The following is a 17,714-nucleotide window of genomic DNA, read 5'->3' on the forward strand; positions in this document are numbered from 1 at the left end:
GAACCGCAACGAACCACCACCTCCCGCAAAGCATTCCACGCACCCCACCAGCACCCCCCCCCCCCCTCCCCCCGCCCCCCCCCCCCCCCCCCCCCCCCTTTCACGTGGTGCCCCGGCTCAGACCTCCAGCGCCCGCAGCACCAGCCCCGACGCCGGCTTCGGGCCGAACGACGTCGACTTGCGGGGCATCGTCACGCCCTGCCGGGCCAGGTCGCGCACGACCTCCTCGCGGACCGGGTGCATCAGGACCGCCGTAGCGCCGTCGCGTTCCGCCTTCTCCACCGTCGCCGCCGTGTCGTGGATGTAGGCGATGTGCGCCGAGGAGTCCGCGGGGATGCGCCAGACGTGCTCCAGCAGCGTGGCGTGCAGGACCGTGGCGTCCAGCGCGCGCCAGGCGGCCGGGCGGTCCGCGGGGACGGTCCGGGCCAGCAGCCGCGGGTCTGGGCGGTCGAGCAGGTGGAAGGCGCCGTCGCCGGCCAGCAGGAAGGCGTTGCCCGCGCAGGACGCGTCCGCCAGGGCCGCCAGGGCGTCCGCCAGGGGCCCGTCCAGCCGGCGCACCCGGAACAGACCCGTCACCGCCCGGAGCGCGTCCGCGACCGGCAGGCCGTGCAGCAGCCGGTGGATGGCGCGGACCCGCAGCGGATAGCGGACGGTGTCGACCAGCAGGACCAGTCCGTAGTCCCAGGGACTGGGGGAGGGGTGTTCCGCGCGCAGCCGACGGTAGGTGGCCCACCGGTGGTGGCCGTCGGCGATCAGCGCCTGGCGGCCGGCCAGGTCCTTCCGGATCCCGGCCAGGTCGACGGGGTCGGTGACGCACCACAGCCGGTGCCGGAAGCCGTCCTCGGTGGTCGTGGCCAGCAGCGGCGGGCGGCCCGCGGTCCGCTCGACCACCTCGGCCGCCGTGCCCGCCCCCACCTCCGCCGCCGCGCCGTCCCCCCGGTACGTCAGCAGCAGCGGCTCCAGGTTCGCGCGGGTCGCGCGCATCAGCGCGGCGCGGTCGGCGACCACGGGCGGCATGACGTCCTCGTGCGGCAGCACCACGCCCTCCGCGGGCTCCGAGACCCGCAGGGTGCCGATGATCCCGCGCTGGACCATTCCGTCGCCGTCGCGCTGCTCGTACACGTACAGACCGGGGTCCGGATCCGCGACGAGGATGCCCTCGGCCAGCCAGCGGCGCAGGGTGTCGGCGGCCTGTTCGGTGCGGGCGCTGGGGGTGCCGGCCTGGGGCAGGATCAGCCGGACGATGTTGTGCGGGTCGGCCGACTGGAGGTGGTGCAGGCCGTCGGGCCGTACGACGACGTCGTAGGGAGGGGAGGTGACGGAGGCGAGGCTGCCGACCCGGTCGGGGTCGTAGCGCAGGCCACGGAACGGGGTGAGTTCCAGGCCGCGGCGCGTCGTTGCCTCCGAGTGACCTGCTGTCTTCATCCCGGCATCGTACGTGTGCCGGCGGCATGCGGGATGATCGGGGGAAAGGCGAGTCTACGAGGAGCGATACGGACATGAGCCAAGGCGTCAGGACCAGGCCCGAGGGCAGTGGGCAGCCCCTGAGCGAGGCGTACGACACGGCGCTGCTCGACCTGGACGGGGTGGTCTACGCGGGCGGCAGCGCGATCGCGCACGCGGTCGACTCGCTGGCGGTGGCCCGGTCGGGCGGCATGCGGCTGGCGTACGTCACCAACAACGCGCTGCGCACGCCGGACACGGTGGCCGAGCACCTGACGGAGCTGGGCATACCGACGGGAGCGGACGACGTCATCACCTCCGCGCAGGCCGTCGCCCGGCTGATCAGCGAGCAGGTGCCCGCCGGGGCGCGGGTGCTGGTGGTCGGTGGCGAGGGACTGCGGGTGGCGCTGCGCGAGCGCGGCCTCGTGCCGGTGGAGTCGGCGGACGACGACCCGGCGGCGGTCGTCCAGGGCTACGGCGGGCCCGACCTGCCCTGGGGCCGTTTCGCGGAGGCCTCGTACGCCGTCCGGCGGGGCGTGCCGTGGTTCGCGTCCAACACCGACCTGACGATCCCGAGCGGGCGGGGCATCGCGCCGGGCAACGGCGCGGCCGTGGAGGTCGTACGGATCGCCACCGGGGCCAAGCCGCAGGTGGCGGGCAAGCCGCTGCCCCCGATGCACCGGGAGACGGTCATCCGGACCGGTGCCGAGCGCCCGCTGGTGGTCGGGGACCGGCTGGACACCGACATCGAGGGCGCGTTCAACGGCGGGGTCGACTCGCTGCTGGTGCTGACCGGGGTCACCGACGGGCCGCAGCTGCTCGCCGCGCCGCCCCGGCACCGGCCGACGTACGTGGACGCCGATCTGCGCGGCCTGCTCACCGGGCAGCCGGAGATCGGCGAGGACGGGGCCGGGTTCCGCTGCGGCGGCTGGACGGCGAGGGCCGGCGACGGCGAGCTGGAGCTGACGGGCGACGGCGGGACGACGGACGGGTTGCGGGCGCTGTGCGCGGCGGCCTGGACGGCGGCCGGGGACGGCTCGTGCACGCTGGACGGCGGCAAGGCGCTGGCCCGGCTGGGGTTGTGACGGCCGGGGGACGCGGCGGCGGAGGGGGGCCCGGGCGCACCGGGGAGTGGGAACGGCGGGTACCGGGGATCGAGAAGGAGTGCAGGGTAGGCTAACCTAACCTCGTGTTGGTCGACAGCCCCCCGGAACAGCGCGCGGAGACCGCGCCCGCGCCCCCAACCCGCCATGCGGCCAGGGCCCTTGGGCTCCTGCTCGCGGCCGTGCTCCTGCTGCTCGTCGCTTTGGCGAGCATCGCGATCGGGGCGAAAGGGCTGTCGCCGGCCCAGGTCTGGCACGGCCTGTTCCACGACACGGGAACCTACGGCGACGTGGTCGTGGCCGAGCGGCTCTCGCGCACGGTGCTCGGCCTGCTGGTCGGCGCCGCGCTCGGGCTCTCCGGAGCGGTGCTCCAGGCGCTGACCCGCAATCCGCTGGCCGACCCCGGCCTGCTCGGCATCAACGCGGGCGCCTCCGCCGCCGTCGTCACGGCCATGACCTATCTCGGCGTCACCAGCCTGACCGGGTATGTGTGGTTCGCGTTCCTCGGCGCGGCGGCGGTCGGCGCGCTGGTGTGGTTCCTCGGCGGCAGCCGGGGCGCCACCCCGGTGCGGCTCGCGCTCGCGGGCACGGCGATCAGCGCGGCCCTGTACGGCTATCTCCAGGCCGTGATGATCACGGACGGCGCGGCGCTGGGCAAGATGCGCTTCTGGACGGTCGGTTCGCTGGTCTCGGCCACCGACTCGACCATCGCGCAGGTGCTGCCGTTCCTCGCGGTCGGCACGGTACTGGCGCTCGTGATCGCCCGGCCGCTGAACGCGGTGGAGATGGGCGACGACACCGCCCGCGCCCTCGGCGCCAACCTGGACCGCACCCGCGCGCTGGCCATGCTGTCCGCCGTGATGCTGTGCGGTGCCGCGACCGCCGCCTGCGGCCCGATCATGTTCGTCGGCCTGATGGTGCCGCACGTGGTCCGCTCCTTCACCGGGCCCGACCTGCGCTGGATCCTGCCGTACGCCACGGTCCTCGCGCCCGTGCTGCTGCTCGGCGCCGATGTCCTCGGCCGGGTGGCGGCCCGCCCCGCCGAGGTCCAGGTCGGCATCGTCACCGCGATCATCGGCGGCCCGGTCTTCATCTTTCTCGTACGACGGCGGAGGACGGCCCAGCTGTGAAGACCCACTCCAGGAGCCGTGCCGTACGCACCCCCGGCGGGCTCTCCGTGCGCCTGGACCCGCGGACCCTGACCGTCGTCGTCCTGCTGCTCATCGCCGCCTGCGCCGCCGGCGTCGCCCTGATCGGGACCGGCGACGCCAGGATCCCGGCGGCCGACGTGCTGCGGACCCTCGCCGGCAACGGCACCGCCTACCAGGACTTCATCGTCAACGAGCTGCGCCTGCCCCGGGTCCTCGTGGGCCTGCTGGTCGGCGCCTGCCTCGGCCTCGGCGGCGCCCTGTTCCAGTCCGTCTCCCGCAACCCGCTGGGCAGCCCGGACGTGCTCGGCCTGTCGCAGGGCTCCACGGCCGGCGCGCTGATCGTGATCGTGCTGCTGTCCGGCGGCGCCTCCCAGGTGACCCTCGGCGCGCTGGCCGGCGGCCTGGCGACCGGTCTCGCCATCTACCTGCTCGCCTGGAAGCAGGGCGTGCACGGCTACCGGATGGTGCTGGTCGGCATCGGCGTCAACGCGGTCATGACGGCCGTCAACGGCTATCTCCTCACCAAGGCCGACCTGGTCGACGCGGCCCGCGCGGTGGTGTGGATGACCGGGTCGCTCAACGGCCGGGACTGGGACCAGGTCTGGCCGCTGCTCGCGCTGTGCGCCGTCCTCGTCCCGCTGGTCCTCGCCAACGCCCGCGGCCTGCGCATGATGGAGATGGGCGACGACATCTCGAACGCGCTCGGCGTGCGCGTCCAGCGGGTGCGGCTGCTGCTGATGGTCAGCGCCGTGCTGCTCACCGCCGCCGCCACGGCCGCCGCCGGCCCCGTCAGCTTCGTCGCGCTGACCGCGCCGCAGCTCGCCCGCCGCCTGACCCGCTCGCCGGGGCCCAACCTGGTGCCGTCCCTGTGCATGGGCGCGACCCTGCTGGTCGCCGCCGACTGGGCCTCCCAGCGCGCCTTCGGCGCCGACCAGCTGCCCGTCGGCGTGGTCACCGGCGTGCTCGGCGGTGCCTATCTGCTGTGGCTGCTGGTCACCGAGCGCCGGGCGGGCCGGATATGACCCCCGCCGGCGCGACGAACAACCCGAGGAGCACTGTGAACCGCCTGTCCGCCGAGAACGTCACCCTCGCCTACGACCAGCGTGTCATCGCCGAGCAGCTGTCGGTGGAGATCCCCGACCGGTCCTTCACGGTGATCGTCGGCCCGAACGCGTGCGGCAAGTCGACGCTGCTGCGGGCGCTGTCGCGGATGCTCAAGCCCAGCGGGGGCCGGGTGCTGCTGGACGGGCAGGCCATCCAGTCGATGCCCGCGAAGAAGGTCGCCCGCACCCTCGGCCTGCTGCCCCAGTCGGCCGTCGCCCCCGACGGCATCACGGTCGCCGACCTCGTCGGCCGGGGCCGCTACCCGCACCAGGGCCTGCTGCGCCAGTGGTCGGCGGAGGACGAGCGGGTCGTGCGCGAGTCGATGCGGCAGACCGGCGTCGCCGAACTGGCCGAGCGGTACGTGGACGAGCTGTCCGGCGGGCAGCGGCAGCGGGTGTGGATCGCCATGGCGCTCGCCCAGCAGACCCCGCTGCTGCTCCTGGACGAACCGACCACCTACCTGGACATCCAGCACCAGATCGACGTCCTCGACCTGTGCGCCGAACTCCACGAGGAGCAGGGCCGGACGCTGGTGGCCGTGCTGCACGACCTCAACCACGCCGCCCGCTACGCCACCCACCTCATCGCCCTGCGCGGCGGGAAGGTGATCGCCGAGGGCGCCCCCGGCGACATCGTGACCGCCGAGCTGGTGGAGGAGGTGTTCGGGCTGCGCTGCCAGGTGATCGACGACCCGGAGACCGGCACCCCGCTGGTCGTGCCCGCCGCCCGCAAGGCACGGCTCACAGCAGCTTCCTGAGCCGGAACAGATCCAGCAGGCCCGCCTCCAGCCGCACCCGGCCCGAGCCCCAGGCGGTCGCGAAGTTCAGCTCGCCGTCCACCAGCGCCACCAGGTCGTCCCCGGCGAAGGCGAGCCTGATCTGCGCCTTCTCCCACGGCGGGCCGGGCCGGGTGTCGTCCACCGCGATCCGCCCGCCCGTCATCCGGCCGGCGAAGGTGACGTCCAGGTCGGTGACGTGGCAGCTCACCGAGCGGTCCAGCGCGGCGGCGGCGCGGGCGTCGCCCTCGGCCCCCCGCATGTTGTCCGAAAGCTTTCCCAGTGCGGCGCGGCACTCCTCGATCGTGGCCATCGCCCCCGACGCTACCCCAGCGGTTCGGGGTAGCGTCGGGGCATGAGCGAGTCCGTGTCCGAGGCCGGGACGGAGCCGCGGGCCGAGCCCGAACGCGCGCCCGAGCCCGCCGCCCCGGCCCCCCTGAACGTTCCGCGCACCCCCACCGGCGACGCCGGGGTCGACGCGCGCCTGGAGCGGCTGGCCGACGCCGACCACCTCGCCACCGACGGACATGCCGGGGTGTACGAGGATGTACTGCGGGGGCTGCGCGACGCGCTCACCGCGCTCGACGCCCGCCCGGAACCTCCGGCGCCCCCGACGCCGTACCCCAGCAGACCGTAACCAGAGCAGGAGCTGAACCGAACGTGGCAGGAGTCGCACGCCGCCGTCTCGACGCGGAGCTGGTCCGCCGGAAGCTCGCCCGTTCGCGCGAGCACGCCAGCCAGCTGATCGCCGCCGGGCGGGTCTCCGTCGGCAAGACCGTGGCGACCAAGCCGGCCACCCAGGTGGAGACCGCCGCGGCCATCGTGGTCACCGCCGACGACAGCGACCCCGACTACGTCTCCCGGGGCGGGCACAAGCTGGCCGGCGCGCTGGCCGCGTTCGTGCCCCAAGGGCTCGTGGTCGAGGGCCGGCGCGCGCTGGACGCCGGCGCGTCCACCGGCGGCTTCACCGATGTCCTGCTGCGCGCGGGCGCCGCCCATGTCGTCGCCGTGGACGTCGGCTACGGCCAGCTGGCCTGGTCCCTCCAGCAGGACGCACGCGTCACCGTCAAGGACCGCACGAACGTACGCGAGTTGACGCTCGAGGCGATCGACGGGCAGCCGGTGGACCTGGTCGTGGGCGATCTGTCCTTCATCCCGCTCGGACTGGTGCTGCCCGCCCTCAAGCGGTGCGTGACGCCGGACGCCGACCTGGTGATGATGGTCAAGCCGCAGTTCGAGGTGGGCAAGGAACGGCTCGGCAGCGGCGGCGTCGTGCGCAGTCCCGAGCTGCGCGCGGAGGCCGTGCGGGGGGTGGCCGGCAAGGCGTGGGAGCTGGGCCTCGGGGTGCGGGCGGTCACCGCCAGCCCGCTGCCCGGGCCCTCGGGGAACGTCGAGTACTTTCTCTGGCTGCGGGCGGGGGCACCCCGGGTGGACCCCGCCGACGTCGACCGTGCAGTGGCGGAGGGGCCGCGTTGACACAGAACCGTGCGCGTACTGTTTTCCTGCTCGCCCACACCGGGCGGCCCGCGGCGATCCGCAGTGCGGAACTCGTCGTCAAGGGCCTGGTGCGGCATGGCATCGGGGTGCGGGTGCTGGAGGAAGAGGCGCGCGACCTGCCGCTCCCCGACGACGTGCACCTCGTCAAGGAGGCGACCGCGCAGTGCCTGGACGGCTGCGAGCTGCTGATCGTGCTGGGCGGCGACGGCACGCTGCTGCGCGGGGCCGAGTTCGCGCGCGCCTCCGGGGTGCCGATGCTCGGCGTCAACCTCGGGCGCGTCGGCTTCCTCGCGGAGGCCGAGCGGGACGACCTCGACCGGGTGGTGGACCGGGTGGTGGCCCGGTCCTACGAGGTCGAGGAGCGGATGACCGTCGATGTCGTCGTGCACCGCAACGGCGACATCGTGCACACCGACTGGGCGCTGAACGAGGCCGCCGTGCAGAAGGCCGGCGCCGAGAAGCTGCTGGAGGTCGTGCTGGAGATCGACGGGCGGCCGGTGTCGGAGTTCGGCTGCGACGGGGTGATCCTCTCCACGCCCACCGGCTCCACGGCCTACGCCTTCTCCGCCGGCGGCCCGGTGGTCTGGCCGGAGGTGGAGGCGCTGCTGATGGTGCCGATCAGCGCGCACGCGCTGTTCGCCAAGCCGCTGGTCACCTCCCCGGACTCGGTGCTCGCGGTGGAGGTGCTGCCGCACATCCCGCCGGGCGTGCTGTGGTGCGACGGCCGGCGCACGGTCGAGCTGCCGCCCGGGGCGCGGGTGGAGGTGCGGCGGGGTGCCGTGCCGGTGCGGCTGGCCCGGCTGCACCACTCGTCGTTCACCGACCGGCTCGTGGCGAAGTTCGCCCTGCCGACCACGGGATGGCGGGGGGCGCCGCACCACTCCGCGGAGTGACACGGGCGGGCCATGTGCGCCGGCCGCCCCGGACCTCGTATGGTCTGTTCCGTGTTGGAGGAGATGCGGATACGGTCGCTCGGGGTCATCGACGATGCCGTCGTCGAGCTGTCACCGGGGTTCACCGCGGTCACCGGTGAGACGGGTGCGGGCAAGACCATGGTGGTCACCAGCCTCGGGCTGCTGCTCGGCGGCCGGGCCGACCCGGCGCTCGTGCGGATCGGGGCGGAGAAGGCGGTCGTGGAGGGCCGGGTCGCCGTGCCCTCCGGTGCCGCGGCCGCCGTGCGCGCCGAGGAGGCCGGGGCCGAGCTGGACGACGGTGCCCTGCTGATCAGCCGTACCGTCTCCGCCGAGGGCCGCTCCCGGGCGCATCTGGGCGGGCGCAGCGTGCCCGTCGGGCTGCTCGCCGAGCTGGCCGACGACCTGGTGGCCGTGCACGGGCAGACCGACCAGCAAGGACTGCTGAAACTGTCCCGGCAGCGGCAGGCGCTGGACCGGTACGCGGGTGACGCCGTCGCCGGGCCGCTCGCCGAGTACACCGGGGCCTACCAGCGGCTGCGGGCCGTCTCCGCCGAGCTGGAGGAGATCACCACCCGCGCGCGGGAACGGGCGCAGGAGGCCGACCTGCTGCGCTTCGGACTCGACGAGATCGCCGCGGTGGAGCCCCGGCCCGGCGAGGACGCGGAGCTGGCCGAGGAGGCCGGGCGGCTCGGGCACGCCGAGGCGCTGTCGTCCGCCGCGCACGCCGCGCACGCCGCGCTCGCGGGCAACCCGGAGGACCCCGAGGGCATCGACGCCTCGACCCTCGTCGCGGGCGCCCACCGCGCCCTGGAGGCCGTGCGGTCGCACGACCCCGCGCTGGCCGCGCTCGCCGACCGGATCGGCGAGATCGGCATCCTGCTCGCCGACGTGGCCGGTGAGCTGGCCGGATACGCGGACGACCTCGACGCCGACCCGCTGCGGCTGGCCGCCGTGGAGGAGCGCCGGGCCGCGCTGACCGCGCTGACCCGCAAGTACGGCGAGGACATCGACGCGGTGCTGGCCTGGGCCGAGCGCAGCGCCGCCCGGCTCACCGAGCTGGACGGCGACGACGAGCGGATCGTGGAGCTGACCGCCGAGCGGGACGCGCTCCGCGCCGAACTGGGCGCCCTCGCGCAGCGGCTCACGGACGCGCGGACCGAGGCCGCCGAACGGTTCGCGGCGGCGGTCACCGCCGAGCTGGCCTCACTGGCGATGCCCCACGCGCGGGTGTCCTTCGACATCAGGCAGACCGACGACCCCGAGGGCGTCGAGGTCGGCGGGCGGACGGTCGCCTACGGCCCGTCGGGCGTGGACGAGGTCGAGCTGCTGCTCGCCCCGCACCCGGGCGCCCCGCCCCGGCCCGTCGCCAAGGGCGCCTCCGGCGGTGAGCTGTCCCGGGTGATGCTCGCGGTCGAGGTGGTCTTCGCGGGCACCGACCCCGTCCCGACGTACCTGTTCGACGAGGTCGACGCCGGGGTCGGCGGCAAGGCGGCGGTCGAGATCGGCCGGCGTCTGGCGAAGCTCGCCAGGACCGCCCAGGTCGTGGTGGTCACCCACCTGCCCCAGGTCGCCGCGTTCGCCGACCGCCAGCTGCTGGTGGAGAAGACCGACGACGGCTCCGTCACCCGCTCCGGCGTGAAGGTCCTGGAGGGCGAGGACCGCATCCGCGAACTGTCCCGCATGCTGGCCGGCCAGGAGAACTCCGAGACGGCCCGCGCCCACGCGGAGGAACTCCTGGCCACGGCCAGGGCGGAGGTGTAGCGGAGGCGGCCGGGACGTTTCCCGGGGCGCGGCCCGGTCCGGGCCGTTTCCTAGGGTGGGCGGCATGATCGACAAGCGAACGTGCCGCCCCCTCCTCCTCGCCGCCGTGCTCACCCGGGCCGGCCAGGCCCTGCTGCGCGCCGCCCCGCCCGGCGGACGCGCGCGCTGGGAGCGGACGAACCACGCCGGGCGGGCCGTCGGGCTGTACGCCGGGCCCGCCGTGGCGGTGGGGGCCGCGATCGCCGCCGCCCGGGTGCGTCCCGCGGCCGGCGCCGCCGTGCTCGCCGCCGCCGTGTGCGGGGCCTACGACGATGTCGCCGGGGACCACCGGCGCGGGTTCCGGGCGCACCTGGGGGCGCTGCGGGACGGGGAGGTCACCAGCGGGGCCGTGAAGCTGTTCGGGATCTCGGCGGCGGGGCTGGCGGCGGGCGCCGTGCTGAAGCAGCGGCCGGTGGACAAGGTGCTCGCCGGGGCCGTCATCGCCGGCAGCGCCCACCTCGTGAACCTCCTCGACGTACGGCCGGGCCGGGCCGCCGGTGCCGTGCTCGCGCTCGGGGCGCCCGGGCTGCTGCGGCGGGGGCCCGGGGCGCGGCTGGCCGCCGGGGCGGTGGGGGCCGCCGCGGCCGTGCTGCCGGACGACGCGGGGGAGCGGGTGATGCTCGGCGACACGGGGGCGCACGCGCTCGGCGCCGCACTGGGGGCGGCCGTGGTGGCGGGAAACCAGCGCGCGGGACTGCTCGCGCACGCCGTCGCGCTGGTCGCCGCCGCCCGCCACGGGGACCGGATCAGCGCCTGGGCGCGCGGCTGACCTCGCCGTATACCCGCGCGGACCGCCCGTCCAGGGCAGGCATTTCCTCACCCGTGTGAGTGATGTGCTCCGGCGCATTGCCCCGGCCCGCCGCGTGATGCGCCCTCCCGTGTGTTCCCTGAACGGCCCTGTGCCCTGGCATGCTTGGCGAAGGACACGGGGCGGGCAGCGGGCCCGGACGGTCCGTGCGGGAGGCGCGCGGGGTGCGTCCTTCCGCCCCCCTGAGCCCCCAACCTTCTGTACGTTTTCCCGTGACCGCCCCACGCGCCCTCCCGTGACCGCCCACGACCCAGGAGCCCCGGCCCGTGAGCCCGCTGAGCAGCAACGCACCGCACGGCCGGCCGCCGCTGCGCACCGTGCAGGTGCTCGGCGGGGGCAACGCCGCCAGCGGCGCGCACGTGCGGTCCCTGGCCGAGGGACTGGTCGCGCGGGGCGTACGGGTCACCGTGTGCGCCCCCACCGAGGCCGAGCGGGCCTACGACTTCACCGGCGCCGGCGCCGACCACATCCACGTGCCCCGCAGCAGCGACCCCGTCTCCGTGGCGGCCCTGCGCACCGCCTGCGCCGACGCCGACCTGGTGCACGCCCACGGACTGCACGCCTCCTTCCGTTCCGTGCTCGCGCTCGGCGGGCGCACCACCCCGCTGGTGGTCACCTGGCACGACCGCGCCTACGCGGAGGGCCCGCGGGCCCATCTGCTGCGGATGCTGGAACGACGGGTGATGCGCACCGCGGCCGTCGTCCTCGGGGCCGGTCCCGACCTGGTCGACCGGGCCCGCCGGTCCGGCGCGCGCGACGCCCGGCTCGCCGCGGTGGCCCTGCCCGGACGGCGCCGGCCCGGCGGCCCCGGCGAGGCCGGCGACGACGACCACGACGACCCCGACCGGCAGCGCCCCAAGGTGCGTGCCGAACTGGGCGCCGTCGACCGCCCGTTGCTGATCGCGGTCGGCTCCCTGGAGCGCCACCGCGGCTACGGCTGCCTGCTCGACGCGGCCCGCCTGTGGCGGCGGGCGGACCCGGTGCCGCTGGTGGTGATCGCGGGGGAGGGACCGCTGCGGCCGGTGCTCCAGCGGCGGATCGAGGACGAGGAACTGCCGGTGCGCCTCGTCGGGCGCCGCGACGACGTCCCCGACCTGCTCGCCGCCGCCGACCTGGCCCTGCTGACCAGCCGATGGGAATCGCGCTCCGTCCTCGCCCAGGAGGCGCTGCACGCGCGCGTGCCGCTCGTCGCCACCCGGGCCGGCGGCATCCCCGACCTCGTCGGCGACGCGGCCGAACTCGTCCCGTACGGCGATCCGGTGGCCCTCGCCGAGACCGTCCTGCGGCTGCTCGCCGACCCCGGGCGGCGCGCCCGGCTGCGCGAGCGCGCCGCCCGGCAGGCCGCGAGCTGGCCGACCGAGGACGAGACGGTCGCCCAGGTCCTCAGCGTCTACGACGAGCTGACCCAGCCCAGACCGCTGGCCTAGGGCCCGTCCGCCTCGGACCGTCCGCCGCGACCGCCTACGGCACGTGCCGGCGGGCCCGCAGGGCCAGGCCCAGTGCCAGTACCGTCTGCGGGTCGTCCAGATCGGTGCCCAGCAACTCCCCGATGCGGGCCAGGCGGTTGTACAGCGTCTGGCGGTTGAGGTGCAGCTCCCGGGCCGTCTCCGCCTTGCGGCCCGCGTGCGCGAGATAGGTCTCCAGCGTCGGCAGCAGCGGCGGCCGGGAGCGGCGGTCGTGGTCGCGCAGCGGACCGATCGCCCGGTCCACGAACGCCGCCAGGTCCGGGTGGTCGCGCAGCCGCCACAGCAGCAGGTCGATGTCCAGGCGCCGGGCGTCGTACCAAGGCCGGTCGGTCAGCCCCTGCGCCGCCGTCGCCGTCTCCGCCGCGTGCCGCAGCCCCGCCGAGACCGCCGCCCAGCCGCCGGCCACCCCGACCACCACCACCGGCGGCGGCGAGCCCGGCCGCCGCATCCCGGCCCGCTCCACCCCCGCCCGCAGCGCCGCCGCGACCCGGTCCGCGACCGCCGTCCGCTCCGTCTCCGCGCGCAGCCCGGTCAGCACCAGGACCCGGCCCTCCACCGGCCGCACCCCCAGCAGCACCGGCACCCCCACCGCGGTCAGCTCCTCGGAGACCGCCCGGGCCAGCACCGCCCACCCCCCGCCGGGCGACAGGGTGTCCCCGACCCGCATCACCACCGGCAGCAGCGGGCCGTCGCACGGCTTGAAACCGAGCACCCGGGCCTGCGCCGGGGCGTTCTCCGCCGCGATCCGGCCCTCGGCGAGATCGGTGAGGAAGTCCCCGCGCCCGCGCGCCGCCAGCTCCTCCTCCTGCCGGGCCTGCATCAGCACCACGGCCAGGATGCCCGCGGCCCGCTCCGCGGCGATCCGGTGCACCGGGGCCGGCGTCGCCCTGACCGGCAACAGCACCAGCCGGGCACGCACCGAGCCCGCCGTGCCCGGGCCGCCGCCCGGCACGTCCACCAGCACCGTGCCGGCCGGCGGCGGGGCCTCCTTGTGCGGGCCGCGCAGCCCCTCCCACACCTGGAGCGGATCGGCGCCCTCCGGCCCGGCCCCGGCGGCGTACAGCAGCCGGCCGTCCGCCGTCTCCAGGAACACCGGGTTGCCGCTGAAGCCGGCCAGGATGTCCAGCACCTGCGGTATCCCGCCGCCGCCGAGCAGCGCCTCGGTGCAGCGCCGGTGCACCTCCTCGGCGCGCTGGAGCAGCGCGTAGTGACCGTTGACGATCTCGGTGTGGATCTCCTCGGTCACCGCCACGAACGGCACCTCGCGGTGCAGCTGGACCAGCGGCAGACCGGCCGCCCGGGCCGTGTCCACCAGCGCCGCCGGCAGCCGGCCGAAGCGCGGGCCCAGCTCCACCACCAGGGCGGCGATCCCCCGCTCGGCCAGGGTCCGCACGAACGCCCGCTGCTCGGCCGGCCGGGTGCCGCAGCCGTAGCCCGTGGTGAGCAGCAGCTCGCCGCCCTTGAGCAGCGAGGCGATGTTCGGCACCTCGCCCGCGTGCACCCAGCGCACGGTACGGCCGAGCCGGTCGGCGCCCGCCAGGATCTCCGGCAGCCCGCTGCGCAGCCCGGGCAGCTCCAGCGCCCGCTGCACGGTGATGCCGGCGCCCTGGGTGTCGAATCGGTGGTCCGTACGGCTGTCCATGCAGCGGACGCTACCCGCGCGCACGTCGCGGGGACATCTCCGGCCGATCACGCTCGTGCCGGCGAGGCGTCCACCGGTCCGGCTTCGGGGCTTCGTGGAGGACGGCGCCGGGGGTGATCGCCGCCCCGGGCCGGCCGCGGGGCCTCACAGGGGCCGGATGCCGTGGTGGAAGCGGAAGACGTCGTCGGGATCGTAGCGCCGCTTCACCTTCTCCAGCCGCAGCATGTTCCCGGCGCCGAGCCCCGCCCGGACCCGCTCGGGGCCCTCGTCGCCGACGAGGTCCAGGCACACGGCCCCGGTGCGCCACGGCCGCAGGGCGGCGCGGGCGTCCCGCACCCAGCCGAGGGCCCGCGCGTCGTCGGCCGGATCCGACCAGACGGCGCAGGGGTGCGCGATCCACGGGGCACCCCGGGAGGCCACCGGACAGGAGTGCGCACCGGCGGCGACGGCACCGCCCTGCGGGAACAGCAGGTGCCGGGAGCGGGACGGCACCGGCATGCCCTCCGCCCCGGCGCAGAAGGCGTCCACCGCCTCCTCCGGCAGCCCGGAAAGACACTCCGCCGAACCGTGGTGGCGCCGTCCCGGCGGGAGGTCGAGCAGGCGCTGCGCCTCGGGGTACGGCACCTCGCCGGTCCGCTCCCGGACGTACGGCAGCCCGCGCAGCGGCCCGGTGAGGCCGCGCAGCCCGTCCGCGCCGTCGGCGTAGGTCAGCACGGCCGCGCACAGCGGGCCCGCCACCGGCCCCGGCGGGGCGAACGGCGCGGGCGGCCCCGCCGCGTACAGCACCGCGCCGCTCAGCTCGTCCGGCCCGCCGCCGAGGGTCTCCCGGAAGGCGCGGACCACCTCCGGCGCGAGGCCGGGCGGGTACAGCAGCCGGGCGAGGGAGAACCGCGGCAGCCCGCGCAGCCGCAGGGTGAGCGCGGTGGCGACGCCGAAGTTGCCGCCCCCGCCGCGCAGCGCCCAGAACAGCTCGGGACGCTCGTCGGCGCTCGCGCGCACCCGCTCGGCCCCGGCGGTCACCAGCTCCACGGCCAGGAGGTGGTCGACGGCCGGGCCGAAGGCGCGGTCCAGCCAGCCGGTGCCGCCGCCGAGGACGAAACCGGCCACCCCGCTCGCGCGGGTCCGGGCGCCGGGGGCCGCCAGACCGTACGGCAGGGCCGCCCGGTCCAGGTCGCCCGTCGTGGCACCGCCCTCGACCCGGGCCACACCGGCCACCGGGTCGACGGCCACCCGGCGCATCCGGCGCAGGTCCACCAGCAGCGCGCCGTCGCCCGAGCCCGGGCCGGCGAGGCCCCGGCCGCCGCCGCGCACCGCGATATGCAGGTCGAGGTCCCGGCCGAAGCGGACGGCCCGCACCACGTCGGCCGCGTCCGCGCACCGCGCGATCACCGCCGGCCGCCGGTCGGTCCGCGCGTCGAAGACCGCACGGACCGCGTCGTACCCCGGGTCCCACGGGGCGAACACCTCGCCGGCCAGATCCTCACGGAGGTCGGCGAGAGCCGAGTGCGCCTTGGAACGGAACGCCATGACCGCCCCCTTCCGCGGAGAGAGGGGGATGCGCTCCCAGCCTAGGCGCGAGCGCCCCCGAAGGAGCGCGGGGAACTCACCCTCCGTACGCGCCGGACGCGGTCAGCCGCAGGGCCGTGTCGATCAGCGGCACATGGCTGAACGCCTGCGGGAAGTTCCCCACCTGCCGCTTGAGCCGCGGGTCCCACTCCTCGGCGAGCAGACCGAGGTCGTTGCGCAGCGAGAGGAGCTTCTCGAACAGCTTGCGGGCCTCGTCCACGCGGCCGATCATCGCCAGGTCGTCCGCCATCCAGAACGAGCAGGCGAGGAAGGCGCCCTCGTCGCCGGGCAGACCGTCGACACCCTCGCTCTCGCCCTCCGTCGGATAGCGCAGGATGAACCCGTCCGGGGTGGACAGCTCGCGCTGGATCGCCTCGATGGTGCCGATCACCCGCTTGTCGTCCGGCGGGAGGAAGCCCATCTGCGGGATCAGCAGCAGCGAGGCGTCCAGCTCCTTCGAGCCGTAGGACTGGGTGAAGGTGTTGCGCTCCTTGTCGTAACCCTTCTCGCACACGTCCCGGTGGATGTCGTCGCGCAGCTCGCGCCAGCGCTCCAGCGGGCCGTCCGCGTCCCCGGACTCGATCAGCTTGATGGTGCGGTCCACCGCGACCCAGGCCATCACCTTGGAGTGCACGAAGTGCCGGCGCGGGCCGCGCACCTCCCAGATGCCCTCGTCCGGCTCCTGCCAGTGGTCCTCCAGGTAGCGGATCAGCTTCAGCTGGAGCAGGGAGGCGTAGTCGTTGCGGGCCAGACCGGTCATGTGGCCGAGGTGCAGCGCCTCGGTGACCTCGCCGTACACATCCAGCTGGAGCTGGTGCGCGGCGCCGTTGCCGACCCGCACCGGGGCGGAGTTCTCATAGCCCGGCAGCCAGTCCAGCTCGGCCTCGCCCAGTTCCCGCTCGCCCGCGATGCCGTACATGATCTGGAGGTTCTCCGGGTCGCCGGCGACCGCCCGCAGCAGCCACTCGCGCCAGGCACGGGCCTCCTCGCGGTAGCCGGTGCGCAGCAGCGAGGACAGGGTGATCGCCGCGTCCCGCAGCCAGGTGTAGCGGTAGTCCCAGTTGCGCACGCCCCCGATGTCCTCGGGCAGGGAGGTCGTCGGGGCCGCCACGATGCCGCCGGTGGGGGCGTAGGTCAGCGCCTTGAGGGTGATCAGCGAACGGATCACCGCCTCGCGGTACGGCCCGTGGTACGTACAGTGCTCCACCCACTCGCGCCAGAAGTCCTCCGTGGCCTCCAGCGAGGTCTCCGGCTCCGGCAGCGGCGGCGGCTCCTTGTGCGAGGGCTGCCAGGAGATGGTGAAGGCGATGCGGTCGCCCGGGGCGACCGTGAAGTCGGCGTAGGTCGTCAGCGCCTTGCCGTAGGTCTCGGCCTCCGTGTCGAACCAGACCGAGTCGGGTCCGGCGACGGCCACCGTGCGGCCCTCGTGCTTGTGCACCCACGGCACCACCCGGCCGTAGGAGAACCGCATCCGCAGCGCGGAGCGCATCGGCACCCGGCCGGTGACGCCCTCCACGATCCGGATCAGCTGCGGGGCACCGTCACGCGGGGGCATGAAATCGGTCACGCGCACGGTGCCGCGCGGGGTGTCCCACTCGGACTCCAGGATGAGGGAGTCGCCGCGGTAGCCGCGCCGGGCGGCCGTGGGCGGCTCGGCGTCGGCCGCGTGCGCCGGCCCGAGCCGCCAGAAGCCGTGCTCCTCGGTGCCCAGCAGGCCGGCGAAGATGGCATGCGAGTCGAAGCGGGGCAGGCACAGCCAGTCCACCGTGCCGTCCCGGCAGACCAGTGCGGCGGTCTGCATGTCTCCGATGAGTGCGTAGTCTTCGATGCGCCCGGCCACGTGCAACTCCAGTCGAACGGCCACGTCACACCCCCGCGCAGGGGGCTGTCGCTAGTGCGGTCAAGGGTTGGTTGATGTGTGTCGTTGAGCGATGAAGCAAAGCAGCCCGTCCAGCCCTGGGGCAACACGACGGTCCTTGCTCAACGAACTGCCGCGCTCTCGTTGTTCCGGGTGATGCAGGCGGGGGTGTGCCGTCGTTACCGGCCGGGCTCGGCAGTGAGTGTCCGAGCAGGATACGACGCATGCAGATGATCCGGGTGCCCCTCCGGACAACCTGTATGAGCCGAACGAGTGAGCGCCGGGTGAGAACCGTGTGCCCGGACGGTTGCGGCAGTTGCACGAGTGACACGAGTAGCCCCGCGCTGTGCCCGGGCGAGCGCGGAGCGTGGCCGGAAGCCATCCCGCTCAGGCGCTGATACGCTGGTAGCCCGTGGACCGGTGGGAGAAAACCCCCCGAACCGCAGCGACGGCACCCCCGGAACTCACCGGGGCGGAAGCCGCACCGCATCACCGCCAGCGACCACGGGAGCCCCCTCTTGGCCATGCCGCCCAAATCCACGACGACCAAGCACATCTTCGTCACCGGGGGTGTCGCCTCCTCGCTC

Annotated in this window: 15 protein-coding genes; 10 read left to right on the forward strand and 5 right to left on the reverse strand. The window is 75.3% G+C overall.

Annotation, left to right across the window (positions count from 1 at the left end; genetic code table 11):
• Window positions 1–117 precede the first annotated feature (117 nt).
• Complete coding sequence (locus ACZ63H_RS37015; RefSeq protein WP_469872772.1) at window positions 118–1,425, reverse strand: DUF1015 domain-containing protein; 1,308 nt, start codon at window positions 1,423–1,425, stop codon at window positions 118–120.
• A 74-nt stretch (window positions 1,426–1,499) separates the two neighbouring features.
• Between ACZ63H_RS37015 and ACZ63H_RS37020 the strand changes: the two genes are divergently transcribed.
• From ACZ63H_RS37020 to ACZ63H_RS37035, 4 genes are all read left to right on the forward strand, one after another.
• A complete protein-coding gene (locus ACZ63H_RS37020; RefSeq protein ID WP_469872774.1) occupies window positions 1,500–2,528 on the forward strand; it encodes an HAD-IIA family hydrolase in 1,029 nt (342 codons plus the stop codon).
• Window positions 2,529–2,632: 104 nt separating this feature from the next.
• Window positions 2,633–3,676: a FecCD family ABC transporter permease gene (locus ACZ63H_RS37025; protein ID WP_469872776.1), complete on the forward strand. Its 1,044-nt coding sequence runs from the start codon at window positions 2,633–2,635 to the stop codon at window positions 3,674–3,676.
• A complete protein-coding gene (locus ACZ63H_RS37030) occupies window positions 3,673–4,719 on the forward strand; it encodes a FecCD family ABC transporter permease (RefSeq protein ID WP_469872778.1) in 1,047 nt (348 codons plus the stop codon). The genes ACZ63H_RS37025 and ACZ63H_RS37030 overlap by 4 nt, the downstream gene beginning before the upstream one ends.
• Window positions 4,716–5,558, forward strand: coding sequence for an ABC transporter ATP-binding protein (locus ACZ63H_RS37035; RefSeq protein WP_469872780.1), 843 nt, complete (start codon window positions 4,716–4,718; stop codon window positions 5,556–5,558). The genes ACZ63H_RS37030 and ACZ63H_RS37035 overlap by 4 nt, the downstream gene beginning before the upstream one ends.
• On the opposite strand, the gene ACZ63H_RS37040 is transcribed toward ACZ63H_RS37035, so the two are convergent.
• The gene (locus ACZ63H_RS37040) at window positions 5,542–5,889 is read right to left on the reverse strand and encodes a sterol-binding protein (protein WP_469872782.1); all 348 of its coding nucleotides are present in this window, start codon (window positions 5,887–5,889) and stop codon (window positions 5,542–5,544) included. The two genes, ACZ63H_RS37035 and ACZ63H_RS37040, sit on opposite strands and share 17 nt — an antisense overlap.
• Before the next feature lie 42 nt (window positions 5,890–5,931).
• Here ACZ63H_RS37040 and ACZ63H_RS37045 point away from each other — a divergent pair, with 42 nt between their 5' ends.
• The 6 genes from ACZ63H_RS37045 to ACZ63H_RS37070 all read left to right on the forward strand — a co-directional run bounded on the left by ACZ63H_RS37045 (window position 5,932) and on the right by ACZ63H_RS37070 (window position 12,022).
• Window positions 5,932–6,213, forward strand: a complete 282-nt coding sequence (locus ACZ63H_RS37045) for a hypothetical protein (RefSeq protein WP_469872784.1) — start codon at window positions 5,932–5,934, stop codon at window positions 6,211–6,213.
• Between the two features lie 23 nt (window positions 6,214–6,236).
• On the forward strand, window positions 6,237–7,052 hold the full coding sequence (locus ACZ63H_RS37050) for a TlyA family RNA methyltransferase (protein ID WP_469872786.1): 816 nt from the start codon (window positions 6,237–6,239) through the stop codon (window positions 7,050–7,052).
• The gene (locus tag ACZ63H_RS37055; RefSeq protein ID WP_469872788.1) at window positions 7,049–7,966 is read left to right on the forward strand and encodes an NAD kinase; all 918 of its coding nucleotides are present in this window, start codon (window positions 7,049–7,051) and stop codon (window positions 7,964–7,966) included. The genes ACZ63H_RS37050 and ACZ63H_RS37055 overlap by 4 nt, the downstream gene beginning before the upstream one ends.
• 39 nt (window positions 7,967–8,005) lie before the next feature.
• Window positions 8,006–9,748 carry a DNA repair protein RecN gene (gene recN / locus ACZ63H_RS37060; RefSeq protein ID WP_469872790.1) on the forward strand — a complete coding sequence of 581 codons (1,743 nt, stop codon included), beginning with the start codon at window positions 8,006–8,008 and terminating at the stop codon, window positions 9,746–9,748.
• A 64-nt stretch (window positions 9,749–9,812) separates the two neighbouring features.
• Complete coding sequence (locus ACZ63H_RS37065) at window positions 9,813–10,556, forward strand: hypothetical protein (RefSeq protein WP_469872792.1); 744 nt, start codon at window positions 9,813–9,815, stop codon at window positions 10,554–10,556.
• A 305-nt stretch (window positions 10,557–10,861) separates the two neighbouring features.
• Window positions 10,862–12,022: a glycosyltransferase family 4 protein gene (locus ACZ63H_RS37070; protein WP_469872794.1), complete on the forward strand. Its 1,161-nt coding sequence runs from the start codon at window positions 10,862–10,864 to the stop codon at window positions 12,020–12,022.
• Between the two features lie 34 nt (window positions 12,023–12,056).
• Here the strand turns inward: ACZ63H_RS37070 and ACZ63H_RS37075 are convergent, their stop codons facing one another.
• The 3 genes from ACZ63H_RS37075 to ACZ63H_RS37085 form a co-directional block, all read right to left on the reverse strand.
• A complete protein-coding gene (locus ACZ63H_RS37075) occupies window positions 12,057–13,703 on the reverse strand; it encodes a PucR family transcriptional regulator (protein WP_469872796.1) in 1,647 nt (548 codons plus the stop codon).
• Window positions 13,704–13,847: 144 nt separating this feature from the next.
• On the reverse strand, window positions 13,848–15,230 hold the full coding sequence (locus ACZ63H_RS37080) for an FAD-binding oxidoreductase (RefSeq protein ID WP_469872798.1): 1,383 nt from the start codon (window positions 15,228–15,230) through the stop codon (window positions 13,848–13,850).
• A 76-nt stretch (window positions 15,231–15,306) separates the two neighbouring features.
• The gene (locus ACZ63H_RS37085; RefSeq protein WP_467944003.1) at window positions 15,307–17,109 is read right to left on the reverse strand and encodes a glycoside hydrolase family 15 protein; all 1,803 of its coding nucleotides are present in this window, start codon (window positions 17,107–17,109) and stop codon (window positions 15,307–15,309) included.
• Window positions 17,110–17,714 lie beyond the last annotated feature (605 nt).

The sequence above is a fragment of the Streptomyces sp. NPDC104831 genome, from assembly GCF_055583025.1.

Excerpts from the sequence above, each read along its gene's own strand:
- ACZ63H_RS37015 (WP_469872772.1), bottom strand. The coding sequence starts at position 1,425 with ATGAAGACAGCAGGTCACTCGGAGGCAACGACGCGCCGCGGCCTGGAA.
- ACZ63H_RS37020 (WP_469872774.1), top strand. The coding sequence starts at position 1,500 with ATGAGCCAAGGCGTCAGGACCAGGCCCGAGGGCAGTGGGCAGCCCCTG.
- ACZ63H_RS37035 (WP_469872780.1), top strand. The coding sequence starts at position 4,716 with ATGACCCCCGCCGGCGCGACGAACAACCCGAGGAGCACTGTGAACCGC.
- ACZ63H_RS37040 (WP_469872782.1), bottom strand. The coding sequence starts at position 5,889 with ATGGCCACGATCGAGGAGTGCCGCGCCGCACTGGGAAAGCTTTCGGAC.
- ACZ63H_RS37045 (WP_469872784.1), top strand. The coding sequence starts at position 5,932 with ATGAGCGAGTCCGTGTCCGAGGCCGGGACGGAGCCGCGGGCCGAGCCC.
- recN (WP_469872790.1), top strand. The coding sequence starts at position 8,006 with ATGGTCTGTTCCGTGTTGGAGGAGATGCGGATACGGTCGCTCGGGGTC.
- ACZ63H_RS37065 (WP_469872792.1), top strand. The coding sequence starts at position 9,813 with ATGATCGACAAGCGAACGTGCCGCCCCCTCCTCCTCGCCGCCGTGCTC.
- ACZ63H_RS37075 (WP_469872796.1), bottom strand. The coding sequence starts at position 13,703 with ATGGACAGCCGTACGGACCACCGATTCGACACCCAGGGCGCCGGCATC.
- ACZ63H_RS37080 (WP_469872798.1), bottom strand. The coding sequence starts at position 15,230 with ATGGCGTTCCGTTCCAAGGCGCACTCGGCTCTCGCCGACCTCCGTGAG.